The organism is Escherichia albertii, assembly GCF_028622335.1.
GTDB lineage: Bacteria > Pseudomonadota > Gammaproteobacteria > Enterobacterales > Enterobacteriaceae > Escherichia > Escherichia albertii.
In genome coordinates this window covers 3,507,260-3,525,447 of the sequence record NZ_CP117568.1, presented here as the reverse complement: position 1 = coordinate 3,525,447, position 18,188 = coordinate 3,507,260, and the positions used below count along the sequence as shown (strand labels likewise).

Genomic DNA, 18,188 nt, shown 5'->3' with positions numbered 1-18,188 from the left:
TAGCTCATGACTGAAGCACAAAGACATCAAATCCTCCTGGAAATGCTCGCACAATTGGGCTTTGTGACCGTAGAGAAAGTCGTTGAGCGTCTGGGGATTTCGCCTGCTACCGCGCGACGCGACATCAATAAACTCGACGAAAGCGGCAAACTGAAAAAAGTGCGCAACGGCGCAGAAGCCATTACTCAACAGCGCCCGCGCTGGACGCCAATGAATCTACACCAGGCGCAAAACCACGACGAAAAAGTTCGTATCGCCAAAACAGCTTCACAACTGGTGAATCCGGGCGAAAGCGTGGTCATCAACTGCGGTTCTACTGCGTTCCTGCTCGGGCGAGAAATGTGCGGCAAGCCAGTGCAAATCATCACTAATTATCTACCGTTGGCGAATTATCTGATCGATCAGGAACACGACAGCGTGATCATCATGGGCGGGCAATACAACAAAAGTCAGTCCATCACTTTAAGTCCGCAGGGTAGCGAAAATAGCCTCTACGCCGGGCACTGGATGTTCACCAGCGGCAAAGGGTTGACCGCTGAAGGGTTGTATAAAACCGATATGCTGACGGCGATGGCAGAACAGAAGATGCTGAGCGTGGTAGGAAAACTGGTCGTACTGGTCGATAGCAGCAAGATTGGTGAACGCGCGGGTATGCTCTTTAGCCGCGCCGATCAAATCGATATGTTGATCACCGGCAAAAATGCTAACCCGGAAATCCTGCAACAACTGGAAGCGCAAGGGGTCAGCATTCTGCGCGTTTAAAGATGCTGGCGGAAAAATATCACAGCAGCCTCCAGCGCCTCAGGCGTAATGCGGTGACGTACGCCTGGCTGCCACGAACAGGTCAATTGTTTATCTCGTCCCGTTTCTCTTAATGCCTGCTGCAAACGTAGTGATTCCTCGGCAGGCACAACATCATCGTCAAGGCCATGCCATAACAGCAGTGGCCTGCTTCCCAGTTCGTCCAGGCGGTTTGTCGCTTCCCACTCTGCCAGTGGAGCAATAGTGTTATTAAATTCATTTTGCTGTGCTGGCGTTTCAGGCTGCAACGGTGGAAACAGAGAACGGGCAAGCGATGTGAAATAGCCAGATCCCATCATACTGGCAGTACATTTCACAGATGGATAGCAAGCTGCAATCCCAAGCGCCGTCATCGCTCCCATCGACGCGCCACTGACCGCCAGACGTTCATCAAGCAGCAAGTTTTCTTCAATAATTGCCGCACGTAACGCAGTGAACTCATGCATATTTTGCAGCAAAATTTGCCAGAATTGTTTGAGTCGTCGCGATGCATCACCACTAAAACGGATACCATGATCGGGCGCATCCGGCATTATTACCCGTAAGCCAGCCTGCGCCAGTGCGACAGCAAAATAGCTATAAACCAGGCTGGATGAAGTAAAGCCGTGATAAAAAATCACACATGGTAGCGGTGTCTCTTTTTGCCCGGCAGGACAAGCATGAAGAACAGGAATATCTGCCAGTACTCGTGATTCTAATTCAATCATCTGTCTCTCCTTTTAGTCTGGTATGACATGAAGAAATCCTTAGTACAAGTTTCTGCCGACAGTATTGATTCATAATGTTGAGATATAGGTTACGCTTTCGCCACGTTTTCATTCGAAAATCGCGTACCAGGTAACAATTCGGGAACATTCCCCCAAAGTTAAATTAATAAGGCACTACACTATGGTTAGCAGGAAACGTAATAGCGTTATTTACCGGTTTACCAGTTTATTATTGGTATTGATGTTAAGTGCCTGTAGCGCACTGCAAGGTACGCCACAGCCAGCACCGCCAGTAACGGACCATCCGCAAGAAATTCGCCGCGACCAGACGCAAGGGCTACAGCGAATAGGTACGGTAACCACGATGGTTCGAGGTTCTCCAGATGACGCATTAGCAGAAATCAGAGCGAAAGCTGCCGCAGCCAAAGCTGATTATTACGTTGTCGTCATGGTGGACGAAACCATCGTGACAGGACAGTGGTATTCACAAGCCATTTTATATCGTAAATAAATCAGACAACTTACATAGTCAGCTTTACATTGCTTTGCGTCCCTATGCGTTTACCTGTGCACAATAAACTACCAGCGGGAAGCCCGGGCGTTTATTACCGCGATGGAATGCCCTGCAACATGCGGGGAAACGAAAAATGGAGCTGACGATGAAACAATTACTTGCCTCACCCTCGCTGCAATTAGTGACTTATCCCGCGAGCGCCATGGCACAGTCTGCCGAATTCGCCAGTGCTGACTGCGTGACGGGCCTGAATGAAATAGGTCAGATCTCGGTTAGCAATATTTCAGGGGATCCGCAGGATGTGGAACGTATCGTGGCGTTAAAAGCCGATGAACAAGGCGCATCATGGTATCGCATTATTACCATGTATGAAGACCAGCAGCCTGATAACTGGCGCGTACAGGCGATACTGTATGCGTAAGTGTCATCAACTGCGAACAATGCCGGATGCGGCGCAAGCGCCTTATCCGGCCTACAGATCCTGAAATTTCATGGCATTAGTACAGAATACTGCTGTAGGCATGAGAAGACGTGCCAGCGTTGACACTTACAAACACACGCCGCCTGTCGCCCGCAGCAATAAATCATTCTGGATCTGCTCTGACAACCGCACGCCACCGCGCGTATCAAACATCATCTGACACCACGCCTGCGCCATTGGTGGAGAGGCATATTTCAACATTTGCGCACCACAGCCCAGTAAGAATAGCTGATGAGTGATCTCTCGCCCCAGTTCTTCAGCCGGTTTGCGCAATTGTTGCTGCAAACGGCGAACCGCGCGATCAAAATAGCGATCCTGCCCTTTCACTTCCATAAATGCTTCCGTCAATAAATCGTATACGCCCGCTTGTTTGTTAAGAACGCGCAGAACATCCAGACACATAATGTTGCCAGAACCTTCCCAGATACTGTTCACCGGCATTTCCCGGTACAGCCGCGGCAACTCACTCTCCTCGCAATAACCAATACCACCAAGCGCTTCCATCGCTTCCGCGACAAACGGGATACCGCTTTTGCAGATTACAAACTTCGCCGCAGGCGTAAATAAGCGCGCCCACAGGGCTTCTTTAGCATCGGCACTCCGATCCCACGCCCGCGCCAGACGAAACAGCAGCGCAGTTTGTCCTTCAAGCTGGAGCGCCATGCGACTTAAGACATGACGCATTAGAGGTTGTTCAATTAACGACTTGCCAAATACATGACGTTGATGAGTATGATAAACCGCCAGCGAAAACGCGCGGCGCATCATGGCATGGCTACCCAGGGCACAATCAAAACGCGTCATCCCGCCCATTTTCAGGATCAGACGAATTCCTTCACCTTCCTGACCCAGTAACCAGCCGATGGCATCCTGAAACTCCACTTCACAGCTGGCGTTGGAGCGATTGCCCAGCTTATCTTTCAGCCGTTCCAGGCGAATCGCGTTGCGTTGCCCGTCAGGCAAAAATCGCGGCACAAAAAAACAGGACAAGCCGCCCGTGGTCTGCGCCAGCACCAGATGCGCATCACTTTGCGGCACCGAGAAAAACCATTTATGCCCCACCAGTCGATAAGAACCATCATCCAGACGTTCCGCGCGAGTGGTATTACTCATCACATCTGAGCCGCCCTGCTTTTCCGTCATTCCCATGCCAATCAACAGACCGCGTTTTTGTCCGCCGGGCAATAAGTGGGAGTCGTAGCGATCGCTCAACAGCGGCGTGGTCCAGTCCTGAAACGGCGCTGGCAGCATCTGTAACAACAATGGCGTGGCGGCAAAGGTCATGGTTATCGGACATAACGATCCGGCCTCAACCTGCGCGTGCAACATAAAACGCGCTGCCCGCGCCACAAATGCGCCGGAGCGAACATCTTCTTCCCAGGCCAGATTGTGCACCCGATTAGTACATAACGCCTGCATCAGCAGGTGCCATGCGGGATGAAAACGAACATCGTCCAGACGGCGTCCCTGGGCGTCGTAGCGTAACAACTCTGGCGGATTCACATTCGCCAGCCGCCCCAATTCAAGGGATTCAGCCGTCCCTAATTGCTGGCCAATACTGGCAAGAAAATCGCTATCCCAGCTCGCGCCTTCACGCGTTACCGCTTCGCAGAGCGCGCCATCTGACAGATATAAATTGCTGTTATTTAATGGTATCGGTTGATTAAAAACGGTGTGAGTTTGCCAGTGCACTGTGTCTCCCTCCATCAATGGCAGTCACCCTAAGTATGGTCACTGCCACGGATTCCTGACAGAAAGAGATTGCTAAAACATTCTTAGCCAGCAATGTAATGTGGGACAAAACGTGAGGTGTCTTTGGTTATCAGCGTGTTATCTTCGCGAATCCCCATACCGCACGCTTCATCATCGACAACCCAGCTACCAATCAGCGTGTAGCTATCACCAAATCGCGGTAGCGGTTGAAACGCCTGATAGATCATCGGTTCATCGGCGTAGTCACCTTCCGCATGGTCAATGACATTATTTTTACCATCAAAAATGGTGACATTACCGCCTTCGCGCGAGTAGATCGGTTTACGTACATAGCTTTCGCCAGCGGCAATCTGCGGTTTTTCGCCATCGAACCAGGACGCAAGAAGATTAGGGTGATCAGGGAAAAAACGCCATAACAGCGGCATTAATCCTTTGTTGCTCAAAATACTTTTCCATAGTGGTTCCACCCATTGCTCACGGCGCTTACGCAACAGCGGACCGTTATCATCACGCATCATCCACTCTAACGGGTAAAGCTTAAATGCGCGCTGAATAACGTTATCATCGAGATCGGTCAGCACGCCGCCAACGCCCAGGCCGAGATCTTCCATATAGATAAACCGTGACTCCTGCCCCGCCTGCTGGGCGCAGTCCTGCAAGTACAACACGGTACTCCTGTCTTCGTCGGTATCCTGACAGCAGCAAAAATAAAACGGCTCCCGGCTGTAAAGCTCGCTAAAGCGCGAAATCAAACGCTCCTGAATGGCATTATACTGATCAGCATCACGCGGAATAATGCCGTTGCGCCGGGCATCCTCCAGCCACAGCCACTGAAAATACGCCGACTCATACAATGACGTTGGCGTATCGGCGTTATATTCCAACAATTTTACTGGCGCATTGCCACACCAGGCAAAATCCATCCGACCATACAGCGAAGGATCGCGTGCGCGCCAACTTTCAGCGAGCACATCCCAGTACAGCGGTGGGATCGCCAGTTGCGTCAGGATCTGTTCATCTTTCACCGCACGATCCACCACATCCAGGCACATTTGGTGCAATTCCGCAGTGGGTTTTTCGATCTGCTCTTCAATCTGCCGAAGGGTAAAGCGGTAAGCCCGACTCTCATCCCAATAAATTTCATCATCGATGATATGAAAGTCGAAACCGTTGTCAGCGGCAATCCGGTCCAGATCCCGTCGCACAGGAACATTGTGTCTCAGCATGGTTAGCCTCCCCAATGCCCACGGGCGCTGGAAGAACGCCCATAGCCACCGCGCGAAATGGTCGACGCTTTTTTAGTGGTAAAACCACCTGTGGAGTAATACTCTTTTTTACCAGAACCGGAGCGCCAGGAGTAATCACCGGAAGTGTTGCGCCAGACGGGGCGAGAAGCAAATGAGGATCCGCCGCTGTTATAGACGAACGGTTCATCGCGATCTTTACGAATAACCCTGCTTAACAAAAATCCAGAAACGACGGGTATCCAACTCTGTTCGACGTTGTCATAGTAGCAATTTGCATACTTAGACTGGCAATTCTGCTGGGTCATATTCTTCGGTACATCGGCATAAAATGTCGCTTTGGCGTTGTTCCAGCCATGAGCGCAGATGGCTGAATTATTACCATCATCAATACAATCCTGTACCGAAGAATAAAACGTTCCATCACCGTCGTTATCCACGTCGCTACTTTCACTCCATCCCTTGAGCACTAAAAAAGCAGCACCGCCCATAATTGCCAGTGTCAGATATTTTTGCGTATAACGATTCCGCCGCGGTTCAAAAGGGTTATTGGGTCGGTCAATACGACTGATTGCCCCATGACCAATAGTTTTATTATTTCTCGATTTACGTTTTCTGGCCATGATCGTCCATTACCATGTCATACAAGCTGCGTTAAAAATACCGCCAGCCAGCGCGGCGGTTCCCATGAACATTCCTGCAGCGGTGTTGTGATTAATAATTTTTTCGCTTAATGCTGGCATATAAAGTCTGACACCAGCAAAAACGAGTAACTGAATCATCAGTGCGATCCCACCCCAGGCGAAATAATCTGGAATGCTCACCGCATTGATTGCCGCACTGGATAACGGGATCACGTAACCTAACAATGTACCGCTGAACGCCAGTGACGCTGCGATATTATTGTTTTTGATTAACTGCCATTCGTTGTGCGGTGTAATTTTAGAATAGATAAACAGAAAAATAATCACCATAGCCACACCAATAAAAAAATAGGCGCTAAAGGCAAGAAGTGAATCCAGTATATGCATTGTAAACGTCCCTGTAATTAACCAATAATATGAAGTGATGTCAATGGGATATCGACACCCAGCGCGCGTGAAAATAACCATTCCGGCTCACCGAGATCGTTAAAAGATTCCTCACCATTTAAAAGTAAATATTCGCAGGTATCTTCAGTCACCTGCCGTTGGTAGCCCATCGTAAAATTGTGTACTTCCCATTTCACATCATTTTGATTTTCTACTTTTTCCAGCATGTAGATAGGTTCGATATTTCCCGGTTCTTCGCTATTAAAAAATCGCTGCCAGCGTTTTTCTTGCCAGGTTAAGTTCATCATGCCCATCGATTTGGCGCTAATTGCATCACGCCAGTGGCTCTCTTTGCTGATACCGTAGCTCTCTTCATAAATAAAGAGCTTGATATCATCAATGTCATCAATATCTTCACCGCCAGTGGTATTAATTTGCAGAAATTCATCGCCCGAAGTGTAGTAGCGAAAAATCTGGCTACCGCCGCCCAGATCGATGTGGCTGACAGCAGCCACTGTGTATTCTTCTCCCGGCAACGCAATCAGCAATTCATCTCCCAGCAAACGAAACGCTAACGTGTCGAGCGTAAAGCCACTATTGAGATGCAGACCCATCGGGCCACGAGCGATAACAGGTTTATCATCCTTGCCAAACAGGCGCTGGAAAAAACCAGACATATTTTATCCTTAAGAGAGTTGCCAGCCTTGCTGTAAGGCTGGCAAAAAATTACTCGCCCTGTTGGCGTTGCAGTCTGGCAAGCACATCCTGGGCACTGCTTTTGTTAGTACTACCAATACCCGCTTCCGCCAGCTTTTCGTCAAGATCGCGGCCATCAGCCACTTTTTCCAGTTGCGCTGCGGCATCCAGGCGAGCCTGACGTTCGGCCTGACGCGTTTGCAGGCGTTTTAAGGATTCTGCCGCTGTCGAAACACTGGAAGATGCGCCAACCGTAGATGTTGTTACAGCCTGTTGCGCACGCTGCATGGCTTCAGTAGCTTTAACGACTTCCATTTGCTGCTCAAACTGGGCAATGCGCTGCGCTGTCGCCGTAACTGCTTTTTCTACGCCATCGCGGGAGGCTTCCAGATTCGACAATACTTGCTCTTCAGCGGTAATGAGATTCTCAAGGCGTGCGATTTCTTCGGCAACCTCGTTAATCAACGACGGGTTGACGTTCTTACTTAACGCTTCCAGCGCCCGGGTTTCCAGACTGGCTTTACGTTCGCGTAAATCTTTCAGCTTATCGTGACTTAATTTCACCCGCGCCAGCAGGTCGACGCGTGATTTTCCGGCCTTATCCAGTTCAGCCCTGGCATCGCGAATATGTTGTTCCAACATGCGTACGCCCTGATTTTCTTCAATGGACTCTTCTGCCTGTGAGATAAATGATTTACCCAGCGTAAATAAACTTTTTAAAATCCCCATAGATACCCATCCTTGTAATTAGTGTGAATATTCTTCAGTAATTTCAGCCAGATCCAACGCATTATCCACCAACGTGGTTATCTCCAGCAGAATGTCATCGAGAGACGATTTAAGCGATAGCGCACCGAAAACGATGTAATACTCTTCCTGTTGCACGCTGGATATCCCTACTGATGACAACGGCATCATCTTCTGATTTCTTAATAAGAAGGTATTAAATTCATCTGGATTACTGATACAACTTACCGGACAAATAAAGGTTTCGATAATCATCTGGCGAGAAGTAAAAAGAATATTGATTTGCAAATCGCCATAATCATTCATTTTAATAATTAATGCGTTTTCACTATTTGTTATATAAATATTTTGTTCAGGTACAGCTTGCAGCACCGTCGCCAGCGCCAACGGATTCCATGTCATATATTATTCCATATAGATTAAGTTTAAATATTAATGATATAAATATTTCAGCACGTAATTATCTTACCAGCTATAGATAAAAAAAAACCATCCAAATCTGGATGGCTTTTCATAATTCAGATGAGCTAGCTGCGCTGGCGAACCGCTTCAAATAAGCAAATTCCGGTCGCAACCGAAACATTCAGGGAAGAAACGCTTCCAGCCATTGGGATGCTGATCAACTCATCGCAATGTTCACGGGTCAGGCGACGCATACCTTCACCTTCTGCGCCCATCACCAGCGCCAGACGTCCGGTCATTTTGCTCTGATAGAGAGTATGGTCTGCTTCACCCGCCGTACCAACGATCCAGATATTCTCTTCCTGTAGCATACGCATGGTGCGCGCCAGGTTAGTCACCCGAATCAGCGGAACGCTTTCTGCTGCGCCGCAAGCGACTTTTCTCGCCGTGGCGTTAAGTTGTGCGGAGCGATCTTTCGGCACGATCACGGCGTGAACACCTGCGGCATCCGCGCTACGCAAGCACGCGCCGAGGTTATGCGGATCGGTCACGCCGTCGAGGATCAACAGGAAAGGTTGATCGAGCGAAGCAATCAGATCCGGCAGATCGTTTTCCTGATACTGACGTCCCGGCTTAACGCGGGCGATAATCCCCTGATGTACGCCACCGTCGCTTTTCTCGTCGAGATATTGGCGGTTTGCCAGCTGGATAACCACGCCATGGGACTCAAGGGCGTGAATCAGCGGCAACAGACGTTTATCTTCACGGCCTTTTAAAATAAAGACTTCCTGAAAACGTTCAGGGGCGCGCTCCAGCAGGGCCTGCACTGCGTGGATGCCGTAAATCATTTCGCTCATTAATGTACTCGTTGTTTACGTTTTGCCTGATGCGCTACGCTTATCAGGCCTACATGATTCCTGCAATATATTGAGTTTGCGTAATTATGTAGACCGGATAAGGCGTTCACGCCGCATCCGGCATGAACAAAGCGCATTTTGCCAGCAATCTGACCCTCTTCTGTTTAAAGAGGATATTGATCACTCTGCCACTTTTTTCTTCGCCGCACGCTTCGCTTTGGTCGCTGCAGCTATTTTTTGCGTTTTAGCCGAGGGCTTTTTCGCTTTTCTCGCCTCTTTCTTCGCCGCTTTCGGCTTCGCTTTTTTCTCACCGCGGAAGGCGCTGTCTGGCTCAAAGTTTACCTTTTTACCGACCTGACGACGCTTGCCGCCTTTTTTTCCTGTATCGCCTTTTTTCGCTTTCTCGCGCGCCGTTTTACCGATGTTACGCGGCGCGCGTTCGCTGGAGATCAGGCTAAAGTCGATTTTGCGCTCGTCCATATTAACCGCTTCGACGCGAACTTCCACGCGATCGCCCAGACGATAAGTCTGACCACTGGATTCGCCCATCAGACGTTGACCCACCTGGTCAAAACGATAGTAGTCGTTGTCCAGCGAAGAGACGTGAACCAGGCCATCAATAAACAGCTCGTCCAGACGGACGAAGAAACCAAATCCGGTAACGCTGGAGATGACGCCTTTAAAGACGTTGCCAACCTGGTCGAGCATAAAGTCACACTTCAGCCAGTCAGCCACATCACGCGTCGCTTCATCGGCACGGCGTTCCGCCATCGAACAGTGCTGACCCAGTTGCAGCATCTCTTCCATCGAATAATGATAACCGCCAGTTTCGGTGGTATTCCCCTGATGCCCCTGCTCTTTCGCCAGCAGATACTTAATGCCGCGGTGCAGCGTCAGATCAGGGTAACGACGAATCGGCGAAGTAAAGTGCGCATAAGACTGTAATGCCAGACCGAAGTGACCGCGGTTTTCTGGATCGTAAATCGCCTGTTTCATCGAGCGCAGCAGCATGGTTTGCAGCATTTCTGCATCAGGACGGTCGGCCACCGACTCCAGCAGCTCAGCGTAGTCACGCGGTTCCGGTTTGTTACCGCCGGGTAGTTCCAGCCCCAGCTCCGCCAGTACTGAACGGAAGGAGGTAATCGCTTCAGTGCTCGGCTTGTCGTGAATACGGAACAGTGCCGGTTCTTTCGCTTTCTCAACGAAACGCGCCGCCGAGATATTCGCCAGAATCATGCACTCTTCAATTAATTTGTGTGCATCGTTACGCTGAGTCTGTTCGATACGCTCAATACGACGTTCAGCGTTGAAAATAAACTTCGCTTCTTCGCTTTCAAATGAGATCCCGCCGCGCTCTTCACGGGCTTTATCCAGCACTTTATAGAGGTTATGCAGCTCTTCGAGATGCTTAACCAGCGGCGCGTACTGCTCGCGCAGCTCCTGATCGCCTTGCAGAATATGCCAGACTTTGGTGTAGGTCAGACGCGCGTGAGAACTCATCACCGCTTCGTAGAATTTATAGCCGGTCAATCGCCCTTTCGATGAAACCGTCATTTCGCATACCATACACAGGCGGTCTACCTGCGGGTTAAGCGAGCACAGGCCGTTAGAGAGCACTTCCGGCAACATCGGAATAACCTGCGACGGGAAGTAGACCGAAGTACCACGGTTACGCGCTTCTCTGTCCAGCGGTGTTGGCGGACGCACATAGTAACTGACGTCGGCAATTGCGACCCACAAACGCCAACCGCCGCCGCGTTTCTTCTCGCAGTAAACCGCATCGTCAAAGTCACGAGCATCTTCACCATCAATGGTAACCAATGGTAGATCGCGCAGATCAACACGGCCTGCTTTTGCCTCTTCCGGTACTTCTTCTTTCAGCCCGGCAACCTGTTGCTCAACGGCCTGCGGCCAGATGTGCGGAATTTCATGGGTACGCAGAGCGATATCGACCGCCATGCCGGTGCCCATATTATCGCCAAGCACTTCGACGATTTTACCCACCGCTTTGGTACGGCGAGTTGGACGTTGGGTCAGTTCGACCACCACCACAAAGCCCATCCTCGCGCCCATAATCTGATCGGGCGGGATTAAAATATCGAAGCTCAAACGACTGTCGTCAGGAACCACGAAGCCGACGCCCGCTTCAGTAAAGTAGCGACCGACGATCTGGCTGGTTTTGGGTACCAGCACGCGGACAATGCGCGCTTCACGACGGCCTTTGCGGTCGGCGCCCAGCGGCTGCGCCAGTACCTGATCGCCATGAATGCAGGTTTTCATCTGCTCGCTGGAGAGATACAAATCATCTTTACGCCCTTCAACCCGCAGAAAGCCGTAGCCATCACGGTGGCCAATAACGGTACCTTTCACCAGATCGAGGCGTTCCGGCAGCGCATAGCACTGACGGCGAGTGAAGACCAGTTGTCCGTCGCGCTCCATAGCGCGCAGACGGCGACGTAAAGCTTCCAGTTGCTCTTCGCCTTCGATGTGCAGTTCTACTGCCAGCTCATCACGGCTGGCTGGTTTTTCTCGTTTGGTTAAATGTTCGAGGATAAATTCCCGGCTAGGGATGGGATTCGCGTATTTTTCAGCTTCGCGTTCCTGGAAAGGATCTTGTGACATCTCGGTTCCTCCGTTGTCATCTCTGATGAAGATTTTCGTCACTCCACCAGCAATAATTTATAAAGCGGTTGATTCTCTTCAACCAAATCGGCAAGCGTGTAGTTATCCAGTTCCGTCAGAAAACTTTGCACGGCCTTAGAAAGTGCCTGTTTCAACCGACAGGCAGGTGTTATGTGGCAAAACTCACTGCTGCAATTCACCAGCGATAAGGGTTCCAGCTCACGCACCACATCACCAATACGTATAGCACTCGCCGGTTTCCCCAGACGAATGCCGCCATTTTTTCCACGAACAGCAGTCACGTAGCCGGCACGACTAAGTTGATTGATTATTTTGACCATATGATTACGGGAGACGCCGTAGACATCAGTTACTTCAGAAATACTGGTCATCCGCCCTTCCGGCAATGACGCCATATAGATCAGCGCACGTAATCCGTAATCGGTGAAACTCGTTAACTGCACATCAACCTCAAGAAAAGGGAAATCGGGAAAAATACACTTGTATTGATGATAAACCAGCCACAAGCTGTGTCGCTAATTTATTTCAGTTCGGGGAAGGAAAAAAGCGAGGATTTAACACTGTGCCGGATAGCTCTATTAGCTAACCCGACACAGTAATGTATCACATTGTTAGCCCGGCAGGCAAAATATCTGCCGGACGTGCCATAATTATGCGTCGAACGGGTCGCGCAGAATCATGGTTTCAGTACGATCCGGGCCGGTAGAGATGATATCGATCGGCACACCGGTCAGCTCTTCAATACGCTTGATGTAGTTCAGCGCTGCCTGCGGCAGACCACTACGATCTTTCACGCCGAAAGTGGATTCAGACCAACCCGGCATGGTTTCGTAAATCGGCTCTACACCTTTCCAGTCGTCTGCTGCCAGCGGAGTGGTGGTCACTTCGCGACCATCCGGCATACGGTAAGCCACGCAGAGTTTCACCTCTTTCAGACCATCCAGAACGTCCAGTTTGGTCAGGCAGAAGCCAGACAGGGAGTTCAGTTGTACCGCACGACGAACCGCAACGGTATCCAGCCAGCCGGTACGACGACGACGACCCGTCGTTGCGCCGAATTCGTTACCCTGCTTGCAGAGGAACTCGCCAGTTTCATCAAACAGTTCAGTCGGGAACGGACCTGCGCCTACACGAGTAGAGTAAGCTTTGAGGATACCCAGAACGTAATCAACATAACGTGGGCCCAGGCCGGAACCGGTCGCCACGCCGCCCGCAGTGGTGTTGGAAGAGGTTACGTACGGATAAGTACCGTGGTCGATATCCAGAAGCGTACCCTGCGCACCTTCAAACATGACGAAATCGCCACGCTGACGCGCCTGATCGAGCAGGTCAGAAACGTCAACCACCATGGAAGTCAGGATGTCGGCAACGGCCATCACATCATCCAGAACTTTCTGGTAATCAACCGCTTCAACTTTGTAGTAGTTAACCAACTGGAAGTTGTGATATTCCATCACTTCTTTCAGTTTTTCAGCGAAGGTTTCTTTGTCGAAAAGGTCGCCAACACGCAGACCGCGACGTGCCACTTTATCTTCATAAGCAGGCCCGATACCACGCCCCGTGGTGCCGATCGCTTTCGCGCCACGCGCTTTCTCACGCGCGTTATCCAGCGCAACGTGATAATCAAGGATCAGCGGACATGCTTCAGACAGCAGCAGACGCTCACGAACAGGGATGCCACGGTCTTCCAGTTCTTTCATCTCTTTCATCAGCGCGGCCGGAGACAGCACAACACCGTTACCGATGATGCTGGTTACATTCTCGCGGAGAATACCTGATGGGATAAGATGGAGAACGGTTTTTTCACCGTTGATTACGAGAGTATGGCCTGCGTTGTGACCGCCCTGGTAGCGTACAACATATTTAGCCCGTTCAGTCAGAAGATCGACGATCTTACCTTTACCTTCGTCACCCCATTGGGTGCCCAGTACGACGACGTTGTTACCCATTTTTCAAAATCACCGTTTGCTTAAAAATGGATTCTACCATCGCTTTTTCAGAGTTACAGCACTTTTTGCACTCAAAAATGACCTCGATCAGTCTGTTTTTTGTTCAGCCAATCGTTTTCCTCAACATGTAGTAGACCACAACGCCCGCAACCACAAGTCCACCGCCAAAACGACGTAAAATATTATCGGGTAAATTGGTCATCGCGGAGATCATCTTCTTCCATGCCTGTGGATAGAGCATCGGCCCTAAACCTTCCAGCACCAAAACAAGGGCAAGCGCCAGCCAGATTGTAGAATTCATTCATTATCCTTATAGAAAAAGAAAACCACCGACATCCCTGAGGATGCGGTGGCTTTTTACCTGTACCGCAATCGTTATATTAACGCGTCGTGGAGTTCGGCGTCTTCATATAGCGGAAGAAATCGCTGTCCGGGCTCATGACCATCACGTCCTGATTACCAGTGAAGCTTTTCTCATAAGCTCGCAGGCTACGGATGAATGCGTAGAAGTCTGGATCCTGACTGAATGCATCAGCAAACAGTTTAGCAGCTTCGGCATCGCCCTCACCGCGCATGATGCGCCCCTGACGCTCTGCTTCTGCCAGCGTTCTGGTGACTTCATAGTCGGCAGTCGCACGCAGTTTTTCTGCTTCTTCCTGACCTTGTGAACGGTGACGACGTGCTACCGCTTCACGCTCGGCGCGCATACGGTTGTAGATCGCTTCAGATACTTCGGTCGGCAGGTTGATCTGCTTAATTCGTACATCGACAACTTCAATACCCAGCGCCGCCATACTGTTCGGGTTAATCGCAGCAACTTTACCTTTAGTTTCAGCAGCTACGCGCTCTGCCGCTTCGGCAATGGCGTTATCCGCTGCTGGAGTAGTAACTTCGTCTTCGGTACCCGCAGAACCGGAGTTCAGCGCATCACGCACTTCCAGGGTCAAGCGACCACGGGAATCAGTGACGATGTCTTTCACGTCCAGACGACCGATTTCAGAACGTAAACGGTCAGAGAACTTACGTTTCAACAGCACTTCCGCTTGCGAAATGTCGCCGCCGCCCGTTGCCAGATAGTAACGGCTGAAATCGCTGATGCGCCATTTGATGTAAGAGTCGACGATCAGGTCTTTCTTCTCTTTGGTCACAAAGCGATCGGCCTGGTTGTCCATGGTCTGAATACGCGCGTCGAGCATTTTTACCGTTTCAATAAACGGTATCTTGAAATGCAGGCCCGGCTCATAAACCAAAGGTTTGTTATCATCGTCACGCAGTACCTTACCAAAACGCAGTGTAATGCCGCGCTCACCTTCTTTGACGACAAAGACAGACATGTAAAGCACTACCAGCACGATGATGATAATCGCGATAACTGACTTACGCATCGTTATTCCCCCTGACGCTGGTAGTCATTACGCTGCGCGTTAGCACGGCGTTGGTCCATAATATCGCCCTGACTGGTGGACGATGTGTTGCTTACGCCACTGTTCGTGGAGGAAGGCGCTGGCGGCAGGCGCAACAAGTTGCTGGCGTTGTTGTCGCTCTTCACCGCAGGCGCATTACCGCCTTTCAGCATCTGGTCTAACGGCAGAACCATCAGGTTGCCGCCTTTGTCGTTAATCAGCACTTTGCGGGTATTGCCCAACACTTTTTCCATCGTCTCGATATACAGACGCTCGCGAGTAATTTCCGGCGCGGCTTTATATTCCGGCAGAAGTTTAGCAAAGCGCGCCACTTCACCCTGAGCTTCCAGGATGGTCTGAGCCTTGTACGCACGCGCCTCTTCGAGGATACGCTGCGCCTGACCGTTCGCACGCGGCTGAACTTCGTTGGTATACGCTTCTGCTTCACGAATGTATTGCTGTTCGTTTTCACGCGCGGCAATCGCATCGTCAAACGCGGCTTTAACTTCTTCCGGCGGACGAGCTGCCTGGAAGTTGACGTCCAGCAGAGTGATCCCCATGTCATACGGGCGAATCGTCTCTTCCAGTTCGCGCTGAGTATCGCTACGAATCACAGTACGACCTTCCGTCAGAATGCGGTCCATGGTGTATTTACCGATAACCCCACGCAGGGCGCTGTCGGTAGCCTGACGCAGGCTATCGTCCGGGCTGGTCACGCTATACAGATATTTTTCTGGATTGGTGACGCGGTACTGCACGTTCATCTCAACGCGCACCACGTTTTCGTCCGACGTCAGCATCACACCAGAAGCGGCCAGTTCACGCACGGCTTCTACGTTCACCGGTTTGACTTCGTCAATAAACGTCGGTTTCCAGTTCAGACCAGGCTCAACCAGATGGCTGAATTTCCCAAAGCGTGTTACCACGCCGCGTTCGGCTTCTTTAATGGTGTAGAAACCACTGGCCGCCCAGATAATGACAATCGCTGCCGCTGCGATGGTAACGACACGACCGCCAAGCTGCGGGCGCGGGCCTTGCGATGAACTACTACCGCCAGATCCGGTGCCTTTACCGCCGCCCAGACCACCGAGCTTTTTGCTCAGTTTGCGGAAGATATCATCTAAATCAGGTGGCCCTTGATCACGACCGCCTTTGTTTCCATTTCCCTCAGAGTTGCCGCCAGGTTTGCTGCTTCCCCACGGGTCGCGGTCTTGTCCGTTATTACCGGGCTGATTCCACGCCATGTTTGTGCTCCATATTTGTTATGCGGTGATCCCTGTAGTCTTTCGACGCCAGAGGATATGACTCCACGCTTCAGACGATCGCCGGTTAGATCAGGTAATCGATCAACGCCGGTTCTTGTTTACAGAGGCGACGCCAGTCAACGATCGGCATACGAACTTGCAGACTTACGCTGCCGTCTTCCTCCATCCACTCTTTTTCTATTGCCTGAAGCTGATAAAAACGACTTCTCAGACGCCCTTCCTGCGGCGGCAAACGCAATGTATGCTGCGCCACCTCACCGGAAAGTCGCTCCGTCAAAGCCTGAAAAAGCTGTGGTATCCCCGCTCCGGTCTGCGCGGAAAGCCAGACACGGATCGGTTTGTTTTCTTCATCTCTGTCAATACGCGGTTCGAAATCGTCCAGCATATCGATCTTGTTCATCACCAGCAGAGTTGGGATCTCGTGAGCATCGATCTCTTCAAGAACCGTATTCACCGCTTCGATGTTTTCTTGTACACGCACATCTGCCGCATCAATCACATGCAACAGCAGCGTGGCTTGCCGCGTCTCTTGCAACGTGGCTTTAAACGCCGCCACCAGATCGTGAGGCAAATGGCGAATAAACCCAACGGTATCCGCCAGCACGGTTTCACCGACATCCGCGACGTCAATACGCCGCAACGTCGGGTCGAGGGTGGCAAACAACTGGTCTGCCGCGTAGACCCGCGCTTCGGTGATGCGATTGAAAAGGGTGGATTTACCGGCGTTGGTATATCCCACCAGCGAAACAGTAGGAACGTCGGCTTTGATACGCGATTGCCGCCCCTGCTCACGCTGCTTTTCAACTTTTTCCAGGCGCGACTGTATCTGCACGATGCGATTACGCAACAAACGACGGTCGGTTTCGAGCTGGGTTTCACCCGGGCCACGTAAACCTATCCCGCCTTTCTGTCTTTCAAGGTGGGTCCAGCCACGCACCAGGCGCGTAGCCAGATGGCGCAGCTGCGCCAGCTCAACCTGCAACTTACCTTCATGGGTACGCGCACGTTGGGCAAAAATATCTAAAATAAGACCAGTGCGGTCGATAACACGACACTCGCACAAACGCTCAAGGTTACGCTCCTGTGCCGGGCTTAATGCATGGTCAAAAAGAACGACCGAAGCACCCGTCGCTTTTACAGCTTCCGCAATTTCAACGGCTTTACCTTCACCAACAAAATACTTTGGGTGCGGCGCTTTACGGCTACCGGTAATCACCTGCAATGCTTCGACACCGGCGGAAGAGACCAGAGATTCAAACTCCTGGAGGTCTTCCATATCTTTGTCTTGCGTAAAATAGATGTGTACCAGTACCGCCTGCTCACCAGCATCATAACGGTCAAACAAGCGTATAACCCTCTAAATAGATCAGCGGGGAACGCAGGATCGCTGGCTCCCCGTGTAAAAAAACAGCCTGAAACCTTATTCGGTTTCTTCGCTGTCCTGTTGCGCGGAAGTATTCTGCGCGCTGCTACCGTGATGGTAGTTACTGCTGGTACCGCCACCGGCATTGTTACTGTGATGAGAAACCGGGCGAGACGGGACAACAGTTGAAATCGCGTGTTTGTAAACCATCTGGCTGACCGTGTTTTTCAACAGGATCACGAACTGATCAAAAGACTCGATTTGACCTTGCAGCTTAATACCATTCACCAAATAAATAGAAACTGGAACACGTTCCCGACGCAGTGCGTTCAGGAACGGATCTTGTAAAGATTGCCCCTTAGCCATTCTCTC

The 18,188-nt window shown here is 50.8% G+C and carries 20 protein-coding genes; 3 read left to right on the top strand and 17 right to left on the bottom strand.

Features of this window, described 5'->3' with window-relative positions; all coding sequences use genetic code 11:
• Positions 1–6 precede the first annotated feature (6 nt).
• Positions 7–762, top strand: a complete 756-nt coding sequence (gene ulaR / locus PS053_RS17130) for an HTH-type transcriptional regulator UlaR (RefSeq protein WP_000133642.1) — start codon at positions 7–9, stop codon at positions 760–762.
• Here ulaR and yjfP read toward each other — a convergent pair.
• Positions 759–1,508, bottom strand: coding sequence for an esterase (yjfP, locus tag PS053_RS17125; protein WP_103054216.1), 750 nt, complete (start codon positions 1,506–1,508; stop codon positions 759–761). The two genes, ulaR and yjfP, sit on opposite strands and share 4 nt — an antisense overlap.
• 181 nt (positions 1,509–1,689) lie before the next feature.
• Here yjfP and bsmA point away from each other — a divergent pair, with 181 nt between their 5' ends.
• Both bsmA and yjfN read left to right on the top strand, forming a co-directional pair.
• Positions 1,690–2,019 (top strand): biofilm peroxide resistance protein BsmA, encoded by a 330-nt coding sequence (gene bsmA, locus PS053_RS17120; protein ID WP_059219039.1) that lies wholly within the window; start codon positions 1,690–1,692, stop codon positions 2,017–2,019.
• A 148-nt stretch (positions 2,020–2,167) separates the two neighbouring features.
• The gene (gene yjfN, locus PS053_RS17115) at positions 2,168–2,443 is read left to right on the top strand and encodes a DUF1471 family protease activator YjfN (RefSeq protein WP_000811564.1); all 276 of its coding nucleotides are present in this window, start codon (positions 2,168–2,170) and stop codon (positions 2,441–2,443) included.
• Positions 2,444–2,569: 126 nt separating this feature from the next.
• Here the strand turns inward: yjfN and PS053_RS17110 are convergent, their stop codons facing one another.
• From PS053_RS17110 to hfq, 16 genes are all read right to left on the bottom strand, one after another.
• Positions 2,570–4,195, bottom strand: coding sequence for an isovaleryl-CoA dehydrogenase (locus PS053_RS17110; protein ID WP_059236101.1), 1,626 nt, complete (start codon positions 4,193–4,195; stop codon positions 2,570–2,572).
• Positions 4,196–4,278: 83 nt separating this feature from the next.
• Positions 4,279–5,442: a glutathionylspermidine synthase family protein gene (locus PS053_RS17105; RefSeq protein ID WP_256878743.1), complete on the bottom strand. Its 1,164-nt coding sequence runs from the start codon at positions 5,440–5,442 to the stop codon at positions 4,279–4,281.
• Between the two features lie 2 nt (positions 5,443–5,444).
• Positions 5,445–6,083, bottom strand: coding sequence for a DUF1190 domain-containing protein (locus PS053_RS17100; RefSeq protein WP_044715173.1), 639 nt, complete (start codon positions 6,081–6,083; stop codon positions 5,445–5,447).
• Between the two features lie 9 nt (positions 6,084–6,092).
• Positions 6,093–6,491 (bottom strand): DUF350 domain-containing protein, encoded by a 399-nt coding sequence (locus PS053_RS17095; RefSeq protein ID WP_059277775.1) that lies wholly within the window; start codon positions 6,489–6,491, stop codon positions 6,093–6,095.
• A 17-nt stretch (positions 6,492–6,508) separates the two neighbouring features.
• Positions 6,509–7,168: a YjfK family protein gene (locus PS053_RS17090; RefSeq protein WP_059277776.1), complete on the bottom strand. Its 660-nt coding sequence runs from the start codon at positions 7,166–7,168 to the stop codon at positions 6,509–6,511.
• 49 nt (positions 7,169–7,217) lie between these two features.
• A complete protein-coding gene (locus tag PS053_RS17085) occupies positions 7,218–7,916 on the bottom strand; it encodes a PspA/IM30 family protein (protein WP_044710538.1) in 699 nt (232 codons plus the stop codon).
• An 18-nt stretch (positions 7,917–7,934) separates the two neighbouring features.
• Positions 7,935–8,336, bottom strand: coding sequence for a YjfI family protein (locus tag PS053_RS17080; protein WP_044710541.1), 402 nt, complete (start codon positions 8,334–8,336; stop codon positions 7,935–7,937).
• A gap of 125 nt (positions 8,337–8,461) precedes the next feature.
• A complete protein-coding gene (gene rlmB, locus PS053_RS17075; protein WP_001293270.1) occupies positions 8,462–9,193 on the bottom strand; it encodes a 23S rRNA (guanosine(2251)-2'-O)-methyltransferase RlmB in 732 nt (243 codons plus the stop codon).
• 180 nt (positions 9,194–9,373) lie between these two features.
• On the bottom strand, positions 9,374–11,815 hold the full coding sequence (gene rnr / locus PS053_RS17070; RefSeq protein WP_256878744.1) for a ribonuclease R: 2,442 nt from the start codon (positions 11,813–11,815) through the stop codon (positions 9,374–9,376).
• A gap of 38 nt (positions 11,816–11,853) precedes the next feature.
• A complete protein-coding gene (gene nsrR, locus PS053_RS17065; protein ID WP_001177639.1) occupies positions 11,854–12,279 on the bottom strand; it encodes a nitric oxide-sensing transcriptional repressor NsrR in 426 nt (141 codons plus the stop codon).
• Between the two features lie 207 nt (positions 12,280–12,486).
• On the bottom strand, positions 12,487–13,785 hold the full coding sequence (gene purA / locus PS053_RS17060) for an adenylosuccinate synthase (RefSeq protein ID WP_000527967.1): 1,299 nt from the start codon (positions 13,783–13,785) through the stop codon (positions 12,487–12,489).
• 103 nt (positions 13,786–13,888) lie between these two features.
• Entirely contained in the window at positions 13,889–14,086 is a 198-nt protein-coding gene (locus PS053_RS17055) for a DUF2065 domain-containing protein (RefSeq protein WP_001089300.1), read from the bottom strand.
• A gap of 79 nt (positions 14,087–14,165) precedes the next feature.
• Positions 14,166–15,170 (bottom strand): protease modulator HflC, encoded by a 1,005-nt coding sequence (gene hflC / locus PS053_RS17050; RefSeq protein WP_059273519.1) that lies wholly within the window; start codon positions 15,168–15,170, stop codon positions 14,166–14,168.
• A 2-nt stretch (positions 15,171–15,172) separates the two neighbouring features.
• Positions 15,173–16,432, bottom strand: a complete 1,260-nt coding sequence (gene hflK, locus PS053_RS17045) for an FtsH protease activity modulator HflK (protein ID WP_137646539.1) — start codon at positions 16,430–16,432, stop codon at positions 15,173–15,175.
• Positions 16,433–16,517: 85 nt separating this feature from the next.
• Complete coding sequence (gene hflX / locus PS053_RS17040) at positions 16,518–17,798, bottom strand: ribosome rescue GTPase HflX (protein ID WP_000460355.1); 1,281 nt, start codon at positions 17,796–17,798, stop codon at positions 16,518–16,520.
• Positions 17,799–17,873: 75 nt separating this feature from the next.
• On the bottom strand, positions 17,874–18,182 hold the full coding sequence (gene hfq / locus PS053_RS17035; RefSeq protein WP_001051883.1) for an RNA chaperone Hfq: 309 nt from the start codon (positions 18,180–18,182) through the stop codon (positions 17,874–17,876).
• Positions 18,183–18,188 lie beyond the last annotated feature (6 nt).

Excerpts from the sequence above, each read along its gene's own strand:
- ulaR (WP_000133642.1), top strand. The coding sequence starts at position 7 with ATGACTGAAGCACAAAGACATCAAATCCTCCTGGAAATGCTCGCACAA.
- yjfP (WP_103054216.1), bottom strand. The coding sequence starts at position 1,508 with ATGATTGAATTAGAATCACGAGTACTGGCAGATATTCCTGTTCTTCAT.
- bsmA (WP_059219039.1), top strand. The coding sequence starts at position 1,690 with ATGGTTAGCAGGAAACGTAATAGCGTTATTTACCGGTTTACCAGTTTA.
- yjfN (WP_000811564.1), top strand. The coding sequence starts at position 2,168 with ATGAAACAATTACTTGCCTCACCCTCGCTGCAATTAGTGACTTATCCC.
- PS053_RS17105 (WP_256878743.1), bottom strand. The coding sequence starts at position 5,442 with ATGCTGAGACACAATGTTCCTGTGCGACGGGATCTGGACCGGATTGCC.
- PS053_RS17100 (WP_044715173.1), bottom strand. The coding sequence starts at position 6,083 with ATGGCCAGAAAACGTAAATCGAGAAATAATAAAACTATTGGTCATGGG.
- PS053_RS17095 (WP_059277775.1), bottom strand. The coding sequence starts at position 6,491 with ATGCATATACTGGATTCACTTCTTGCCTTTAGCGCCTATTTTTTTATT.
- PS053_RS17090 (WP_059277776.1), bottom strand. The coding sequence starts at position 7,168 with ATGTCTGGTTTTTTCCAGCGCCTGTTTGGCAAGGATGATAAACCTGTT.
- PS053_RS17085 (WP_044710538.1), bottom strand. The coding sequence starts at position 7,916 with ATGGGGATTTTAAAAAGTTTATTTACGCTGGGTAAATCATTTATCTCA.
- PS053_RS17080 (WP_044710541.1), bottom strand. The coding sequence starts at position 8,336 with ATGACATGGAATCCGTTGGCGCTGGCGACGGTGCTGCAAGCTGTACCT.
- rlmB (WP_001293270.1), bottom strand. The coding sequence starts at position 9,193 with ATGAGCGAAATGATTTACGGCATCCACGCAGTGCAGGCCCTGCTGGAG.
- rnr (WP_256878744.1), bottom strand. The coding sequence starts at position 11,815 with ATGTCACAAGATCCTTTCCAGGAACGCGAAGCTGAAAAATACGCGAAT.
- purA (WP_000527967.1), bottom strand. The coding sequence starts at position 13,785 with ATGGGTAACAACGTCGTCGTACTGGGCACCCAATGGGGTGACGAAGGT.
- PS053_RS17055 (WP_001089300.1), bottom strand. The coding sequence starts at position 14,086 with ATGAATTCTACAATCTGGCTGGCGCTTGCCCTTGTTTTGGTGCTGGAA.
- hflC (WP_059273519.1), bottom strand. The coding sequence starts at position 15,170 with ATGCGTAAGTCAGTTATCGCGATTATCATCATCGTGCTGGTAGTGCTT.
- hflK (WP_137646539.1), bottom strand. The coding sequence starts at position 16,432 with ATGGCGTGGAATCAGCCCGGTAATAACGGACAAGACCGCGACCCGTGG.
- hfq (WP_001051883.1), bottom strand. The coding sequence starts at position 18,182 with ATGGCTAAGGGGCAATCTTTACAAGATCCGTTCCTGAACGCACTGCGT.